This is a genomic window from Bombilactobacillus bombi, from assembly GCF_013607485.1.
In the GTDB taxonomy this organism is placed as follows: domain Bacteria; phylum Bacillota; class Bacilli; order Lactobacillales; family Lactobacillaceae; genus Bombilactobacillus; species Bombilactobacillus bombi_A.
In genome coordinates, this window is the sequence record NZ_SCHP01000004.1 from 16,051 (window position 1) to 34,106 (window position 18,056).

The following is an 18,056-nucleotide window of genomic DNA, read 5'->3' on the forward strand; positions in this document are numbered from 1 at the left end:
CTTAATTCAAACTCCCTCCAGCGAGATTTTCAATTTGACCTGCCTTCATTAAACGGTCGTATTCCTCAGAACGTTTCTTAATAGCAGCTGGAGGTTCAACCTTGGGCGCATCTGGGTGCAGCAGCCAAGTAGCTGCATAATGAGTAGGACTAACCTTGAAAAATGGTGGCTGAGCTTCGGTATCAATTTTCATTGCGTAAGGATTACGTGGGGCAAACGCATCTCCCTTAGGTGGATCTAAAAGATCCGGCGGGGTACCAGGAATTGAGGCTAATTTGCCGCTGCCAATGTCTAGGGTAGGCATTGAACTTAAGAGTCCCCATGTGTACGGATGTTGTGGCTTGTAAAAGATGTCATCGACAGTCCCATATTCGATAATTTTACCAGCATACATAACTGCCACACGATCAGCAATTCCTGCCACTACTCCTAAATCATGAGTGATGAAAATAATCGAAGTTTCTAGCTTTTCTTGCAATTCCCGCATTAAATCAATGATTTGGGCTTGCACTGTAACATCTAGGGCAGTTGTAGGTTCGTCAGCAATCAAGATTTCAGGGTAATTAACAATCGCAATGGCAATCACAATCCGTTGGCGTTGGCCTCCAGAAAATTGATGAGGGTAGTCTTTCATCCGCGCAGCGGCGTTAGGAATACCTACTAACTCTAAAACTTCTTGTGCGCGTTTAAGAGCTTTTTCTTTGGAAATTTTACCATGAACTAATAAGGGTTCTGCTACTTGCTTACCAATAGTCATTGTTGGATCCAGTGAAGTCATAGGATCTTGGAAAATCATCGCAATATCATTCCCGCGATGGTCATCCATTTGTTTTTCACTTTCTTTAAGCAGATCTTGACCCTTATACTTAATTTCACCGCTAACGACTTGAGCGTTAGGTGCTAACAGACCCATAATACTACGGGTAGTAACGGATTTGCCGGAGCCGGATTCACCTACAATTGCGAGAGTTTCACCCTTTTTGAGGTTAAAACTAACGTCGCGGATTGCTTGGACGGTGCCCGCATAAGTTTGAAAATTAATTTTGAGATTTTTTACTTCAAGAATTTCATGTGCCATTAGATTAACCTCCTATTCAGATTTTGGATCAAACGCATCACGTAAGCCATCAGCAAACAAGTTAAAGGCAATCATCAAAATACATAATACCAAAGCCGGATACCACATTTGGTAAGGTAAGAAACGAAAGGCCTTTTGACCATCGGAAAGTAAAGTTCCTAAAGAAGCATTTGGAGCTGGAATACCAATACCGATAAAACTTAAGAAAGCTTCAAAAAAGATGGCACTTGGAATAGAAAACATAGTTTGAATAATGATTGTTGACGAGAGGTTAGGAATAAGGTGTTTGCGCGCAATCCGCATGGGTGATTCTCCAATGGTAATAGAAGCAAGAATATATTCTTGTTCTTTCAATTGCAGCGTTTGAGCTCGGATTAGTCGCGCCATGGTGACCCAACTACTAAAGGCAATGGCTAAAATAATAGAAGTTAATCCAGGCTTTAAAACTAGCAATAACAAGATGGCAACAATTAAGTTAGGCACGGAAGAAATGATTTCGATGATTCGTTGCAGAATTAAGTCAACCGTTCCGCCTTTCCAACCTGAAATAATTCCGTACGGTAAACCAATAATTAGGTCAACCAAAGTAGCAATAAAGGCAATGATTAGTGATAAACGAGTACCATAAAGAATTCGGGAAAATAAATCTCTTCCTAAATAATCAGTTCCTAAAACATAGGTGCGATTTTTGGGAACATTATTAGTTTCATAAGGATTAGTAACAATACCAGCGCTATTTTTAATGCGTCCCCGAAATCCAGGAATGTTAGTGTTAGCAATTCTAGGCGGTAAGTTAGCATAATCGGGATTTTGAGCATTGGGATCATGGGGTGATAAAACTGGTGCTGCAAAAGCCACAATCATAATAATTATTAAGACAAAGAAAGAAACTACTGCTACTTTATCTTTTCGTAAACGACGCACGGCATCTTGGAAGAATGTTAATGAAGGCGCGCTAATCTTTTCTTGATTTTCTGATTGATCGCTGGTGATTTTTTTAAAACTATCAGCAGTAATTTTAATATCAGCCATAATTAGTTACCCTCCTTATTTGTGAGCCGAATCCGCGGATCAATAATACTATATAAGATATCAGTAATCAGCAACATAACCATGAACATAACCGAATAGAAAATTGTCAGTCCCATAATTGTAGGGTAGTCATTAGTCATGATGGACTTAACAAATTGTTCCCCAATTCCTGGGATTGAGAAGATGTTTTCTACAACCAGCGATCCTGTCAAGATGTTAGCAGTTAAAGGTCCGATGATTGTAATAACAGGGATTAAAGAGTTACGCAAGGTGTGCTTGACCACTGTTTGCCAGCGTGTATTACCTTTGGCTTTAGATAATTCAATATAGTCACTGTTTAAGACATCAACCATTTCTGTCCGCATAAACCGGGCAATTTGGGCTAAAGGCGATACAGCAAGGGCAATAGAAGGTAAGATACTTGATTGCCAGCCATTCCACAGAGCAATTGGGAAAAGGTGCCATTTAAAGGCTAGATAAAATTGTAACAAAACACCTAAAACAAAACTTGGTACCGAGATACCTAAAATAGAAACGAAAGTTGCTAGACTATCAATCCAAGTATTCTTATTGATGGCAGCAATAGCGCCCAACAAAATACCCAAAATGGAACCAATAATCATAGCCTGAGCACCAATTAGCATAGAAGGCTGTAAGCGCGTCATAATTAATGAGGAAACAGGCTGATTGTTAAATTGGAAGGAAGTTCCAAAATCGCCATGAAGCAGATTTACCATATAAATCAAATATTGCTGCCAGATGGGTTTATTCAAACCATACTGTTGATTCATGATTTTTAATTGTGCGGCCGAAAGTTTATCCTGATTGGTAAAGGGAGTTCCGGGCATCATTTTCATCATGAAAAACGTCACACTGGCAACGATGAACAAGGTCAAAATCATATAAAAAATACGTTTAATTATATATTTGGTCATTGTAGCCACTCCTTTATAAACAAAATAAAAGCGAAGCTCATTATATGTGTAAACTTCGCCTTTATTACTTGCTTTAATTAATCTTTAACACGAAGTGAAACCATGTTATAGCTTCCAGAAGGTCCATAATCTAAATCTTTTACCCGTGAATGTGTCATCCAGGCTTCACCGTTTTGATAAAGTGGAATTACACCTTGTTGTTCATTAGCAATATTTTGCGCTGCAACCATATCTTTCCAACGAGCAGCAGGATTGTTAGCATCTTCAGTCATACTCTTATTAACTAATGAATCATATTCAGGGTTATTCCACTTACCCTTGTTATTGCTTGCATTAGAAGTGAAGAGAGTTAAGAAATTAATTGGGTCTGGAAAATCGGCATTCCATCCAGTAACAACTAAGTCGAAGTCACCATTATCAGAGCGAGAAAGACGACTCTTGAAAGGCACATTATTTAATGTAACTTTCATACCGGGTAATTTTTCTAATTGATTTTGAAGATATTCATTTTGTTGTTTAGCAATATCAGTATCATCCCCTAAGAGGACAAAGTTGAATTTCTTACCTGTGTTACCAGTTTCAGCTAAGCCTTCTTTCCAAAGTTTCTTAGCCTTGGCTAAATCATAGGTTGCATTGGCTTTACCAGTTTTAGCTGTTTCAGAAGTAAAGTCTTTACTCTTATTCTGCGGATCAAAGGACATATTAGAAGGTGTAAAAGAATGAGCAGGAGTGGTTCCATTGCCGAGAACTTTTTTAGTCAATTGCTCACGATTAATTGCAAGAGATAGTGCCTGACGCACTTTTTGATTTTTGAAGATTGTATCTTTTTGTTGGTTCATTTGGATATAAAATGTAGAATTCTGTTTTTGAATTCCATAGCCTTTAGAGCCCTTCATTTGCTTAGAAGTATCACCAGTAATTAAAGCACGATCTAGTTTATTAGCTTGATAGAGATTTAAGGAAGTAGAAGCATCTTTTATAACTTGATATTGAATTTTTTTAACTTTAACGTCCTTAGCATTCCAATAGTCATTATTCTTAATTTCAGTCCAACTATTGTTAGCACTACTCCATTTAACTAATTTATAAGGCCCATTGAAGACTAAAGTCTTAGAATTAGTACCATACTTCTTACCCCATTTATTAACTGTTTTTGGATTTTGTGGGTAAAAAGTTGCAGAAGCCATCAACTGGCTAAAGTACGGCATTGGCTTTTCAAGGGTAACTTGGAATGTGTGCTTATCTAAAGCCTTAACTCCCAAAGAGTCAACTGGTTTTTTGCCGGCAGTGATATCTTTGGCATTGGCAATACCTTCATAGATATAAGCATATTGAGATTTTGTCTTCGGATTAACGGTTCTTTTCCAGGCATAGACAAAGTCTTGTGCTGTAACTGGATCACCATTACTCCACTTAGCATCTTTTCTTAATGGAAAGGTATAAGTTAGCCCATTATTAGTAGGTTGCACGACTTTGGTGGCAAGGGCAGGCTTGATATCTTTACCTTTATAGCGATAAAGGCCTTCCATTGTGTTGGTTAAATTTTGCGTGCCAATGATATCAGTGTTCAGTGATGAATCCATTGTTGCAATAACATCTTTTTCAGAAATTCGCACTGTATCTTTTGGTGCTTGGGCTTTTGATGACGAAGACCCACAACCTACAAGTGCACTAGCACTCAGTAAGACGGTAGCTCCAGCGACTAAGAGCTTATTTAATTTCATTTGAACCTCTCCTCATCTTTAAAAGATTGCTTATAGTTTACAATTTTCAGCATTAAAAGTAAATAGAAAAATTAAAAAAAATTAATGCTCATCCCTAGATTTATTAACTTAATTAATTTGATATGCAGCTAAATATGAATAATCAGTGGGACTAACTAGTAAATGGTAGATGGTTCCGTCGTTGTTGTATGACTGACTTTGGATTGTTAGTTGATTGACGTACTGATTTAATTGTGAATTATTAAAAGGAACCAGTACTTTTATCGTTTGATATTTATCAAATAGCTTTTGACAAATTAATTGAATTAAAGTTTTCAAAGAGCTGGGCTGCAAGGCAGAATAATAGATGTTATTACCAGCTACTTCTACTCCATGATAATTAGGGGTTAAATCAGATTTGTTATAGGCATAAAGCATAGGCTTATTAGTAATACCAATTTCTAATAAAGTTTGCTGTGTAGTCTGCATCATTTGTTGGCGCTGACTATCAGAAGCATCAATAACTTGCACTAATAAATCAGCATTTTTAGCTTCTGCTAAGGTTGATTTAAAAGCTTCAATTAAGTTGTGGGGTAACTTGCTGACAAAACCAACCGTATCGGATAATAAAAAGCTTGGCTGTTGTGGCAGCGTTATTTTACGGATGGAAGTGTCCAACGTGGCAAAGAGTTGATCTTTGACAAAGACTTTTTTGCTGTCATGATCAGTAATTAAATCCAAAATACCATTCAAAGTAGTTGACTTACCGGCATTGGTATAGCCGACCAGTGCCACTTTTGGTAACCGCGAGTTTTGGCGGCGTGTGCTTTGTGTAGTTAAAGTTTTTTCCACGTGTTGGAGTTCTTGCTTTAATTTGGTAATACGTTGACGTATGGTGCGCCGATTTAATTCTAATTGGCTTTCACCAGCACCTCGGTTAGCTAAGCCGCCTTGGCCACGCTGCTGGTCGAGGGGATTACCGGAAGGATGGATTCGTGGCAATTGGTACTGTAATTGGGCGATTGCGACTTGTAGTTGGGCTTGGCGGCTATGCGCTCTTTGAGCAAACACTTGTAAAATTAGTTCGGTACGATCTAAGAAATGCAATTGGGTAGCTTTTTCTAAATTGCGAACTTGAGCGGGAGTTAGTTCATCATTCACAATTATTAAAGTTACATTATGATATTGGGCAAGTTGCTTAATCTCTTGTACTTTTCCGGAGCCAAAATAAGTTTTACCGTTGATTTGATCGATATTTTGCCGGACTTGAGCAGCTACTTCTTGGTTGTTAGCATTGACCAATTGTGCTAATTCATTCATTGAATAGTCAAAATCTTCTTGTAAATGACTGACGCCTGCAATAATAACTTGATTGTTTTCTTCCAAAAGTTTTACTCCTTAAAAATTCTATTTCTATTAGCAATATGCAATTAATTAACAAAAAAAGCAACCATTTACGGTTGCTGTTAATTCTATAATTTTGGATGTTCTCGTTGATATTTGGCAATCATTGGTAATATGGCCCCAATGACTAACATAACTAGCGGTTCAATAATATTTAAAGCTAGAACATGATAAAAAGTGGTTGTACCTGGCTTCTCATCTACTGGCCAAATGCCCAAAGTAGCAAACAAGAAAGTGATGGCAAAACACCAAGCACCAACTGCCACAGCCAACTTATTATTTTTAATGTATACAAAGTCAGTGGGATAATCATCATTGTGTAGTCTAACAAGTATAAATGAGGAGAATAAAAAGCAGGTAGTATATGGTGACACAATACCGTTAAGATTTAACAATTGATTAAAGATAGAATTCATATTGGGAAGAGTGGCACTAGCTACCATAATAAAGGTACAAATAGCAGTGGTAAGCCAATACCCATTAATGGGTAACCCCCGATCGTCTAGTTTAGTTAAACCAGCTGGCAAGTACTTTTTGGCAGTATCAGACAGAAACATCCGAGTTCCTCCATCTAATAAGACTGCAAGTTGAGCCATCATATAAATGGCCTGTGTGATCGCAAAGGCATATAAGAAAAATTGTCCACAGCCAAATTCAGCGCCCATTTTTTGAAAGGCATAATAAGAGCCGTTCATTTTTAAATCATTAGGTAGATGGTGCGCATTAAAGAAAATTCCCAGCGCAAAAGATCCTAGCACGGTTAAAAAGCCCGTCATAATTGCCAACATCCACATTGCCTTAGGAAAATCATGCTTGGCATCTTTCATTTCGGTGACATAAGGTGCAGCAAATTCAGACCCATTCATCGCAAAAATAATTAAGGCAAAGGAGCCTAAATATTTCATATCGACATGCGGTATGAATGACTGTACATTAAAAGGCTGGGTATGTGGAGCTCCGCCTTTTCCTAGATAAACGACGGTCATGACAACATACAAAATTGTCATAATAAACATGGCGCCTCCGCCAACTACACTAAAAATTTGTAAGGCATTCTTTAAGCGGTGTTCTACAAAAATAAATGCAGTAAAGATAACAGCAGTCAGCAGAGCGAACATGGCGTTACTCATTTTATCTGAAAGTGAGTTATTACCATAAATCATCCACCCAAAAGAAATTACCATTGAGTTGGCCACATCGACAATATAAGGTAAACCAGATACCCAATAAGTCCAAGCACAAATATATCCCCATAAGTCACCACTAGTGTGGCGCACCCAAGAGGTCATGCCGCCACCGTCATTACTAAAGACGGAGCCTAAATGCCCTACAATCATTTCGTAAGGCACTACAAAAACAAAGAGCATCAAAATCCAGGTTGTTACAACTGCTAAGCCTTGATTTTGAAAGTTATAAATAATGTCATCAAAGCCAATGACTGTCACAAAATCCATTAAGGCAACTACGGGCCAGCTAATAAATTTTTTGCGATCTGGATTTAGTTCATCCATACGACAATCCTCCCCAAATTTGGAAATAACAAAACGTTAAATATTATACGCCAAGCTGGGTCGTAAAAAAATATCCAAAATAAAAAATTTGCTACAATAAATCATTGTTATGAATATATCCAAAAACAAGTTAATAATGGACATAAGTATGTCCGTATCAGTAAATTGAATTATTGGCCGCAAACTAAATATGCGGTCAATACCGGCCTTGGCGATATCTCTTCTGATCCTAATTATTGGATGAATAAAGGCTATTATCAATATTTCCCTGGTTTGAAAAAGATTACTTTTTAATTAAAATTTTGTAATATGAATTAAGGAGTGTAAAATAAAAAACAATAAAATTAAGGAGTTTGGGTTTTAATGAAAAACAAGACAGTCTTTCTTTTTTTATTGTTTAGTTTGTTAACTTTAACAGGTTGCGGTAAAAGCTTGGCACAACAGTCAGTTTTGGAAAATGCTCGCCAGAGTAATACTATTACTTGGGGCGTTAAGGGAGATGTTAAGCTTTTTGGGTTAATTGATGTGAAAGATGGACAACAAAAGGGTTTTGATGTGGATATGGCGCGCCATTTGACGAAACATATTTTAGGTGCAAAGGGACAAGCAAAGTTTTTGACGGTAACTTCTCAATCGCGGACGCCATTGTTAAAGAATGGTAATGTTGATGCAATGATTGCAACTATGAATATTACACCGGAACGTAAAAAGGTAGTTGATTTTTCTAAATCTTATTTTGACGCGGGACAGTCATTATTAGTCCCTAAGAATTCCAAGATTAAGGATGCTCATCATTTAAATGGTCATACTGTTATTGGGGTTGTAGGAGCCAGTTCTGCTCAAAATATTAAAAAAATATCACCAAAGGCTCGCGTCTTAGAATTGCAAGATTATGCCCAAGCTATGAATGCCTTGAAATCTGGCCAAGGTGAAGCTCTAACAACTGATAATAGTATTTTGTACGGCTTGGCTGTCCAAAACCCCGGTTATCGTGTGCTGTCTGGGACTTTTACGTATGAGCCCTATGGTATAGCGGTAAATAAGAATCAAAAGGATTTTGTACGTGCCCTTAATAAGGCATTACGAGAAATGGAACATAATGGAGAATATAACCAATTAATTAAAAAATGGTTTAAAAATGTTCCTGGATTTAATTATCGGGCTTTATATAGGTATTAAGCGGATTCTGAGGTGTACGTTGTATCTAAAGAGATTAAAGATAATCTCTTTTTTTAATAATTTATAGGCTAAATTTATTAAAAAAATTGCCTAATATTAATATTTAAGTATAAAATGTAAATTAACTAAACCTAAGGGGCGATGAATATGTCAATGATTGAATTCCATGATGTCCAAAAATACTATGGACATTTTCATGCTTTGACAGATATTAATTTGGAAATTGATAAGGGTGAGACTGTAGTTTTGATTGGTCCCTCAGGATCAGGTAAAAGTACTTTAGTAAGAACAGTTAACGGTTTGGAACGTATTCAAAGTGGCCAATTGATTGTGAATAATCACGACTTGTCTTCACCTAAAACAAATTTTGATATTTTGCGGCGGGATGTTGGCATGGTATTTCAACATTTTAATTTATACGCTAATAAATCAGTATTAGAAAATATTATGTTGGCTCCGCGGATTGTTTTAAAAATGTCTGAAGACGCAAATCGTGAGCAAGCCTTGAAACTCTTAGACATGGTAGGATTAAAAGATAAAGCCAATAATATGCCTTCACAAATTTCCGGGGGACAAAAACAGCGGGTAGCCATTGCACGTTCTTTAGCGATGAAACCGCGCCTACTGTTATTCGACGAACCTACTTCAGCGCTAGATCCGGAAATGATTGACGATGTTTTGCAGGTTATTAAGCGAGTTACTTCGGCAAGTGATATGACTTCTTTGATTGTTACTCATGAGATGGGCTTTGCAAAAGAAGTTGCCAATCGAGTTATTTTTATGGATGCAGGCCAAATTGTTGAAGATGATCAAAAAGAAGCCTTCTTTAAACAGCCAAAGACAGAACGTGCTCAACAATTCTTGAGTAAGATTATTACTCATTAGGGGGAATAGTTATGAAAAGAAAGTTGGGACTTTTCTCCTTACTGTTAAGTGTCTTAATTTTGGTTGGATGTACTAAAAGCCTCTCACAACAGTCAGTTTTAGAAAATGCGCACCAGACTAATACAATTACTTGGGGTGTAAAAGGTGATGTGAGTTTATTTGGGTTGATTGATGTTCGTGATGGCCAGCAAAAAGGCTTTGACGTGGATATGGCACGCCATTTGACAAAACATATTTTAGGCCCTAAGGGAAAAGCTACCTTTGTTACAGTTACTTCCCAATCGCGGACACCACTACTTAAAAATGGAAATGTTGATGCTGTAGTGGCCACTATGACTATTACACCAGAAAGACAAAAGGTATTAGATTTTTCAAAATCATATTTTGATGCTGGTCAGTCGCTTTTGGTGCCCAATAATTCTTCGATTAAAGATGCTTATCATTTAAATGGACATACTGTCATTGGAGTAGTTGGTGCGAATTCCGTTCAAAATATTAAAAAGGCTTCTCCAAAAGCGAAAGTGATTGAATTGCAGGATTACGCGCAAGCAATGAATGCCTTAAAATCCGGCCAAGGGGAAGCTTTAACAACTGATAATGGGATTTTGTATGGATTAGCAGTGCAAAATCCTGGCTATAAGGTAGTTGGGGGAACGTTTACCAAAGAGCCTTATGGAATTGCAGTTAATAAAAATCAAAAAGACTTTATTGAAGCTGTTAATAAAGCCATTGATCAGATGCAGCAAAATGGTGAATATAATCAGCTGATTAAAAAATGGTTTGGAAATGTGCCGGGATTTAACTATAAGGAGTTGTATCGCAAATGATTAATATTATTACTCATTATGGGCACCAGTTGTTAATTGGATTAGGCTGGACTGTGTTGTCGAGCGTCTTAGCGTTGTTTTTTAGTTTAATAATTGGTTCCTTATTTGCTATTATGGAAGTACTCCCGAATAAATATGCCCGGGTGCTAGGCCGTGCTTATGTTGAAATTTTTCGGAATATTCCCTTATTAGTTATCACAATGTTCTTTTATTTAGTAATACCACTTTATTTTGTTAAAATTAATGGTTTTACCGCAGGAACTATTGGTTTAACACTTTATACATCAGCATTTATCGCCGAAACAGTTCGTTCGGGTATTCAATCAGTTGATCCCGGACAAATGGAGGGAGCACGCTCAGTAGGAATGACCTACTGGCAATCAATGCGGCAGATTATTTTACCGCAGGCCTTTAAAATTGTTATTCCTCCATTAGGCAATCAATTTATTAATTTAGTAAAAAATTCTTCGGTATTAGCTTTTGTAGCCGGATTTGACTTGATGTACCAAGCTAATTCTATTGCGTCGGCAACTTTTGATACAATTAATAGTTATTTTGCTGTAGGTATTATGTATTTAATTGTGACTTTGCCGTTAAGTTATTACATGCGTTATCTCGAAAAAAAGGTTGCCTAAGGAGGTGTGAATATTGCAAAATTGGATTCAAGCTTATTCTTGGATGAATATACGCTTTTTATTAATGGGCCTAGGAGTGACAGTTTATATTTCAGTCATTTCAGTCATTTTAAGTTTCATATTTGGTTCCATTTTAGGAATCATTCGCTATTCTAAAATTAAATATGTTTCTGCTATTTTTGGTTTTATTATTGACTTGATTCGTAATTTGCCGCTACTGTTGATTATTTTCTTTACGTATTTTGGATTGCCTAATTTTGGGTTTAAGCCCGAAACTATTCCCGCAGCAATTATGGCGATGACAATTTTTGAATCAACAATGATTGCTGAAATTGTTCGCTCTGGATTGAATGCGGTAGATATTGGGCAAACAGAAGGTGCTCGGTCAGTGGGTATGACATTTTTACAATCATTACGTTATATTATTTTGCCGCAAGCATATAAGAAAATGATTCCAGCCTTAATTAGTCAATTTGTATCTTTAATTAAGGACACTTCTTTAGCAACTATTATTGTTGTTCCAGAATTGATGCAGCATGCGCAGGTAATTTATGGACAAAATGCTAATTATATTTTGCCGATGTTTGCAGCTCTAGCCGTTTTATACTTTATTGTCTGCTTCAGTTTATCCTTGCTTGGGAACCATATTGATAAAAAATTAGCCTAATATGATAAAACACCCTATAATTGTTAGTTTAAAATTAACAATTATAGGGTGTTTTTTTTAATTATTTAAAATTAATTAACGATTATTTCTAGAAATCATAAGTTTTTTTAGGTAAAATGATATTGTTCACAAAATTGTTAGGTAGTTTATAATATTTTTGTTAGCGATTGCATAAAATAGAGGAGGATTTTACATTTTGAAACTTATCGGAATTGTGGGTACTAATGCCCATAAATCATATAATAGAATGTTATTACAATACATTAAAAAACATTTTTCCAACCAATTTGATCTCGAAGTGTGTGATATTCGGGATATACCGCTATTTAATGAAAATCATCCTGCGGCAGATCCTAAAAGTGTTACTGCCTTGGCTGAAAAAATTGAAGCGGCAGATGGGGTTATTATCAGTACCCCAGAACATAATCATTCTGTGCCTTCACCTTTAAAAAGTGTGATTGAGTGGCTTTCTTATCGTATTCATCCTTTGACCAATAAATCATTGATGATTGTAGGTGCTTCCTATCATCCACAAGGATCAAGCCGTGCGCAAGTTCATTTACGGCAAATATTAGATTCACCTGGCGTTAATCCGCATGTTTTACCTGGAAATGAGTTCTTATTAGGTAATGCAAAAACTGCTTTTGATGCCGAGGGCAATATTGCCAATGAAAAAACTGTATCTTTTTTGGAACAATGTATTACAGCATTTATTAACTTTGTAAATGCCAACCAATTGATTGATGAGAAGTTATCTTCGTCTAAAGCTACGACTGATTTAGCTAAGACTATTAGTGAAGTAGACGCTTCTAAACTAAGTGAAAAGTCTTCTACTATTAATTGGGATGCAAGTTATGATGTTGTAGTTTTAGGATTTGGGGGGGCAGGCGCTACAGCTGCCCGTTTTGCTGCCGATGAAGGGGCACATGTCTTGCTAGTTGATGCGGCACCTGAAGGATATGAAGGCGGAAACACCCGGGTTTCACACCAATTAATCGCTTCTGGTGATAATTTTGATAATCTTAAGGCCTACTATAAGCAAATGGCCGCTCCTATTGGCATTGATGACGAAGTTTTAAGCACCTTTGTTGAAGGCCTCGTTCAAATGAATGATTATGTTAAAAAATATTTGAATGTTGAACCCTTTAGTATTCGTAAACAATGGTCCCAATCAGATTTAAGCGCCGTTACTGAAGAATATCCTGAATTTGAAGGTGTCCAAAGTGCTGATATGACAACTGTTCACGAAGGTATTGCAGATGCTGCCCTTTGGAAAATTTTACGGCAGAAAGTCATTGATCGAGCTGACAAAATTGATGTTTGGTTTAGTTCACCAGCGCGTCATTTACTTCAAGATCCAGTTACGAAGGCCGTGATTGGCGTGCAAACTGAACATGAGCATGTCGTACGTAATATTCAAGCTCAAAATGGTGTAGTTTTAGCAACTGGTGGTTTTGAAAATAATCAACAAATGATTGAAGATTATTTACAAGAACCTTATTTATCACCAATTGGCACTACTTATAATAAAGGTGCCGGCGTCAAAATGGCTTTAGAAGTGGGAGCAGATTTGTGGCACATGCGCAGTTATGAATCTTTAGGCCAGCTGCATGGTTTATCACCTCAACAGCCACAAGGAGTAAGAAGCCAATACGCTACCAATATTTTTTGGCCGGCTTTATTTACTGGCAGCATTCTTGCAGTTGGTGACGACGCTACGCGCTACTTTAAAGAAGATGAAATTAACCGTCACGGTCATATTTATAATCATGGTTTCTGGCGCGTACCGCTATCCCAAGTTCACCCTGCAGTAATCTTTGATCAAAAGCAATTTGATAAAATTCAAGCCGATAAGGATAATCCAGCTGGATATCCGGATATTTTAAAATTTGCGGTGCAGGCTGATACTATTGCCCAATTAGCTGCCAAAATCAGTACTAATCCAGATAATTTGCAGCAAACTATTAATGATTTTAACCACTTTGCTCAAGCAGGGACAGATTATGCTTATCATCGCTCCCCAGAGACGATGACACCATTTAGTGAACAAGGACCATATTATGCTATTTTAATGCGGCAAAATATGTTAAATACTCAAGGCGGAGCTCGGCGTAATTCGCACTGTCAGGTCTTAAATCCAGAGGGTCAGCCTATTGCCCATTTATATGAAGCTGGTGAATTGGGAGCGCCATTTGCTAACCAATATGCTGGCGGGGGTAATCTTGCAGATTGCTTAATTTCTGGTAAAATTGCGGGCCAAAATGCTGCTCAAGTAAAATCTGATTTGCAGTCTGCGGGAGTGATGCAACAAGCAGCTACTGACACTGTAAAAAATTTGGGCAGTGATTTACAAAAAGAAGAAGCCTACTCTACGACCGATAACCAATATTTAGGAACAAGTAATGCTGGTATGGGTGATGAAATTGTCGTCCGGGTTACGTTAGATGAGCAACAGAATTTAGAGCAAGTTGAGGTTCTAAAGCAAAGTGAAAGTGAAGATGTCAGCAAGGAAGCTTTAAAAACTTTGCCTCAAGAAATGGTTACCAAAAACACCTATGATGTGGATGCAGTATCGGGAGCAACTAGAACCAGCACTGCTCTTAAAGAGGCAGTTAAAGATGCTTTAAGTAAGGCAAAGTAAGGGAGCGAATTGAGATGAAGTTATTTGCGATAGTTGGTACCAACGCGGATTTTTCTTATAACCGGATTCTTTTAAAATATATTCAAAAAAAATTTGCAGAACAAGCTGATATTGAAATTTGTGAATTAACCGATTTACCTGCTTTTTGTGAAGATGATGATTTGAATAATTATCCGCAATTAATAGAGATAGAAAAGAAAATTGCAGCAGCTGATGGTGTAATTATTAGCACACCGGAATATGATCATGCCATCCCAGCGGCTTTAAAGAGTCTTTTAGAATGGATGTCTTACAAAGTGCATCCCTTTGCAGCTAAACCAGTTATGGTAGTGGGAGCTTCATATGGTACACAGGGGGCTTCTAGAGCCCAATTGCAATTACGGCAGATTTTAGTCTGTCCAGAAATTGATGCCTATGTTTTGCCGGGCAATGAATTTCTGTTAGGTAATACTGCTCAAGCTTTTGATAAAGCGGGTAATTTAACTGAAAAAATTGAAGAACAAAAATTAGAAAATTGTTTTCATGATTTTGTTGACTATATTCAACATTTTCACAAATAATTGCAATTCAGATATATATTAGGATTTAACTCTAATTAGAGCTTTACAATTAATTTTGTTTATTAAAATAATAGAAGTAGCTGGAGCAAATATTGTTCCAGCTACTTTTTTGGATACTATAAGTTGTGTTTGATATCATTTATAATCGCTTATCTTGTGTTTTTCCTCTTTATTTATTCTTGCGGGTGCGTTAAGCTTAACATTAGAAAAAAGCTTAAGGTAGGAGGAGAGTTTTGATGACAAGTACTGCTCCACTAATTGATTCGCAAAAATCATTGAAAACTAAACAAGTAATTAAAACAGACGGTGAAAAAGTTCCTTTTCGCAGTTATAAAGTTTCTTTAGTGGTAGATTTTTTAACTAAAGATATAAATTTACGTCAAAGTATTAAAAATGCGATTTTTTCAAAATTGAATAGTACCAATATGACTTTAACAAGTTCAAAAATTAGAGAAATTTTTCGTCAAGTTTTAAAAGAATTGCATCAGACCGATTTATTAGTTGAATATGATACTTATCGCCAACAAGATGAACAGAAATGGCACCAGGCCATTGATCCTAAATATAAACTAAAGCAATTATTTCAGCATAGTGAGACGGTTGTTCACGAAAATGCTAATAAAGACAGCAATGTTTTTAGTACTCGTCGAGATTTAACTGCGGGGATGGTCGGTAAATCCATGGGCTTAACTATGATGCCTCAAACAGTGGCCAAGGCTCATTTACGTGGTGATATTCATTTTCATGATCTGGATTATTCACCGCTGACGGCGATGACAAATTGTTGCTTAATTGATTTTAAAAGTATGCTGTCTCAAGGATTTAAGATTGGAAATGCTGAAGTGGAGCCACCTAAGTCAATTCAAACTGCCACCGCGCAAATGTCGCAAATTATCGCTAATGTAGCTTCTAGTCAGTATGGAGGCTGTTCAGCTGACCGTGCCGATGAACTTCTAGCTCCGTATGCGCAACTTAATTACTCCAAACATTTAGCCGATGCTAAAAAATGGATTGTTCCTGAAAAGCAAGAAGAATTTGCTCGTACCAAAACTAAAAAAGATATTTATGATGCAATGCAGGCTTTGGAATACGAAGTTAATACTCTCTTTTCTTCTAATGGCCAAACACCCTTTACAACGGTTGGCTTTGGATTAGGTACTAGTTGGATTGAACGGGAAATACAAAAGGCAATCTTGCGAGTCCGCATTCAGGGACTAGGAAAGCAGCATCGTACAGCTATTTTTCCCAAGTTAATTTTTACTTTAAAACGAGGCTTAAATTTATATCCCTCCGATCCCAATTATGATATCAAACAATTAGCCGTTGAATGTGCAACCAAGCGGATGTATCCCGATATTTTAATGTATGACAAGATTATTGAGCTAACGGGAAGCTTTAAAGCACCCATGGGCTGTCGCAGTTTTTTGCAGGGTTGGAAAGATGAAAATGGGCACGAAGTCAATAGTGGACGAATGAATCTTGGAGTGGTCACTATTAATCTGCCACGGATTGCTTTAGAATCTCAAGGTAATCAGGAAGTATTTTGGGAAATTTTGGAGGATCGCCTCCAATTAACGAAAAAAGCCCTGCTATTTCGAATTGAACGCTGCAAACAGGCCAAACCACAAAACGCTCCCATTCTTTATCAAAATGGAGCTTTTGGTAAACGCTTAGCCGAAGATGAATCCGTTGATGAGTTATTTAAAAATAGCCGTGCAACAATTTCTTTAGGTTATATTGGCTTGTATGAAGTAGGGACTCGATTCTATGGACCTAACTGGGAGCATAATCAAGCGGCCCATGATTTTACAGTGGCCATTGTGAAGTATTTACATGATCACTGTCTGTCTTGGGAACAAGAATACGGTTATCATTTCAGTGTTTATTCCACGCCAGCTGAATCATTGACTGATACTTTTTGTGAAGATGATATTGCTAAATTTGGTCGTATTAAAGATATTACAGCTAAAGAATATTATACTAATAGCTTTCATTATGATGTGCGTAAGAATCCGACTCCTTTTGAAAAATTAGCCTTTGAAGAAGATTATCCTAAATATGCTTCAGGTGGCTTTATTCATTATTGTGAGTATCCTAATTTGAAGCAAAATCCAGCGGCTTTGGATGCTGTGTGGACATGGGCTTATGATCACGTTGGTTATTTGGGAACAAATGCCTCAATTGATCATTGCTATGAATGCGGCTTTGATGGTGATTTTAAGGCCACAGCGCGCGGATTTGAATGCCCACAATGCAAAAATCGCAATCCAAAGACTTGTGATGTGGTTAAAAGGACTTGCGGTTATTTGGGCAATCCGATGATTCGGCCTATGGTTCACGGGCGTCATCAAGAAATAGCTTCGCGAGTAAAAAATATGCGTTTAGGTGATTTAAATCATGAATAAACCTCACAGAGTCTTACTTCCCAAAAATCCGCAGCCCCAAGAATGGTTGGCCCAAGATCATAGTTTGCAATATATTGCAGATTACAAACCGTTTAATATGGTGGACGGCGAAGGAGTCCGTTGTAGTCTATATGTTTCGGGATGTTTGTTTAATTGTCCGGGATGTTACAATCGGGCTGCGCAAAATTTTCATTATGGGCGACCTTATAGTCAAGAACTAGAAGATCAGATTATTAAAGATTTGTCACAAAGTTATGTTCAAGGTTTGACTTTATTAGGCGGGGAGCCATTTTTAAATACGCAAGTTTGCTTACAGCTTGTACATCGAGTACGCCAAGAATTTGGCCATGCTAAAGATATTTGGTCTTGGAGCGGCTACACTTTTGAAGAATTAATGCAGGAATCTTATGATAAATTAAAATTATTAAGTTATTTAGATATTTTAGTTGATGGTCGATTTTTGGAAGCCCAAAAGGACCTAACGCTTCAGTTTCGCGGCAGTGCAAATCAAAGAATTATCGATGTGCGTAAATCTTTATCCCAAAATAAAGTAGTCATTTGGGATAAGTTGCTGAAGTAGAGCGCAGGAGAAAA

16 protein-coding genes are annotated in these 18,056 nt (G+C 37.1%); 10 read left to right on the top strand and 6 right to left on the bottom strand.

What is annotated here, in order from left to right:
- Window position 1 precedes the first annotated feature (1 nt).
- The 6 genes from EQ827_RS01945 to EQ827_RS01970 form a co-directional block, all read right to left on the bottom strand.
- The gene (locus EQ827_RS01945; protein ID WP_181189295.1) at window positions 2–1,078 is read right to left on the bottom strand and encodes an ABC transporter ATP-binding protein; all 1,077 of its coding nucleotides are present in this window, start codon (window positions 1,076–1,078) and stop codon (window positions 2–4) included.
- A gap of 12 nt (window positions 1,079–1,090) precedes the next feature.
- Window positions 1,091–2,110: an ABC transporter permease gene (locus EQ827_RS01950; RefSeq protein WP_181189296.1), complete on the bottom strand. Its 1,020-nt coding sequence runs from the start codon at window positions 2,108–2,110 to the stop codon at window positions 1,091–1,093.
- Window positions 2,111–2,112: 2 nt separating this feature from the next.
- A complete protein-coding gene (gene opp3b / locus EQ827_RS01955; RefSeq protein ID WP_181189297.1) occupies window positions 2,113–3,045 on the bottom strand; it encodes an oligopeptide ABC transporter permease in 933 nt (310 codons plus the stop codon).
- Window positions 3,046–3,122: 77 nt separating this feature from the next.
- The gene (locus tag EQ827_RS01960; RefSeq protein ID WP_181189298.1) at window positions 3,123–4,769 is read right to left on the bottom strand and encodes a peptide ABC transporter substrate-binding protein; all 1,647 of its coding nucleotides are present in this window, start codon (window positions 4,767–4,769) and stop codon (window positions 3,123–3,125) included.
- Window positions 4,770–4,877: 108 nt separating this feature from the next.
- A complete protein-coding gene (hflX, locus tag EQ827_RS01965) occupies window positions 4,878–6,134 on the bottom strand; it encodes a GTPase HflX (protein WP_181189299.1) in 1,257 nt (418 codons plus the stop codon).
- Window positions 6,135–6,220: 86 nt separating this feature from the next.
- Complete coding sequence (locus EQ827_RS01970) at window positions 6,221–7,663, bottom strand: APC family permease (RefSeq protein ID WP_181189300.1); 1,443 nt, start codon at window positions 7,661–7,663, stop codon at window positions 6,221–6,223.
- 96 nt (window positions 7,664–7,759) lie between these two features.
- Between EQ827_RS01970 and EQ827_RS09225 the strand changes: the two genes are divergently transcribed.
- The 10 genes from EQ827_RS09225 (at window position 7,760) to nrdG (ending at window position 18,042) form a co-directional block, all read left to right on the top strand.
- Window positions 7,760–7,957, top strand: a complete 198-nt coding sequence (locus EQ827_RS09225; RefSeq protein WP_373563503.1) for a DUF6056 family protein — start codon at window positions 7,760–7,762, stop codon at window positions 7,955–7,957.
- 69 nt (window positions 7,958–8,026) lie between these two features.
- Complete coding sequence (locus tag EQ827_RS01975; protein ID WP_181189301.1) at window positions 8,027–8,842, top strand: transporter substrate-binding domain-containing protein; 816 nt, start codon at window positions 8,027–8,029, stop codon at window positions 8,840–8,842.
- Between the two features lie 147 nt (window positions 8,843–8,989).
- Entirely contained in the window at window positions 8,990–9,727 is a 738-nt protein-coding gene (locus EQ827_RS01980; protein ID WP_309109322.1) for an amino acid ABC transporter ATP-binding protein, read from the top strand.
- An 11-nt stretch (window positions 9,728–9,738) separates the two neighbouring features.
- A complete protein-coding gene (locus EQ827_RS01985; protein WP_181189302.1) occupies window positions 9,739–10,554 on the top strand; it encodes a glutamate ABC transporter substrate-binding protein in 816 nt (271 codons plus the stop codon).
- Window positions 10,551–11,189, top strand: coding sequence for an amino acid ABC transporter permease (locus EQ827_RS01990; RefSeq protein ID WP_181189303.1), 639 nt, complete (start codon window positions 10,551–10,553; stop codon window positions 11,187–11,189). The genes EQ827_RS01985 and EQ827_RS01990 overlap by 4 nt, the downstream gene beginning before the upstream one ends.
- 13 nt (window positions 11,190–11,202) lie before the next feature.
- Window positions 11,203–11,856 carry an amino acid ABC transporter permease gene (locus EQ827_RS01995; RefSeq protein WP_181189304.1) on the top strand — a complete coding sequence of 218 codons (654 nt, stop codon included), beginning with the start codon at window positions 11,203–11,205 and terminating at the stop codon, window positions 11,854–11,856.
- 196 nt (window positions 11,857–12,052) lie between these two features.
- Window positions 12,053–14,497: an NAD(P)H-dependent oxidoreductase gene (locus EQ827_RS02000; RefSeq protein WP_181189305.1), complete on the top strand. Its 2,445-nt coding sequence runs from the start codon at window positions 12,053–12,055 to the stop codon at window positions 14,495–14,497.
- Between the two features lie 14 nt (window positions 14,498–14,511).
- Window positions 14,512–15,057 (top strand): NADPH-dependent FMN reductase, encoded by a 546-nt coding sequence (locus EQ827_RS02005; protein WP_181189306.1) that lies wholly within the window; start codon window positions 14,512–14,514, stop codon window positions 15,055–15,057.
- 236 nt (window positions 15,058–15,293) lie between these two features.
- Window positions 15,294–17,462, top strand: coding sequence for an anaerobic ribonucleoside-triphosphate reductase (gene nrdD, locus EQ827_RS02010; RefSeq protein ID WP_181189307.1), 2,169 nt, complete (start codon window positions 15,294–15,296; stop codon window positions 17,460–17,462).
- Complete coding sequence (nrdG, locus tag EQ827_RS02015) at window positions 17,455–18,042, top strand: anaerobic ribonucleoside-triphosphate reductase activating protein (protein WP_181189308.1); 588 nt, start codon at window positions 17,455–17,457, stop codon at window positions 18,040–18,042. The genes nrdD and nrdG overlap by 8 nt, the downstream gene beginning before the upstream one ends.
- The last annotated feature ends 14 nt before the right edge of the window (window positions 18,043–18,056 follow it).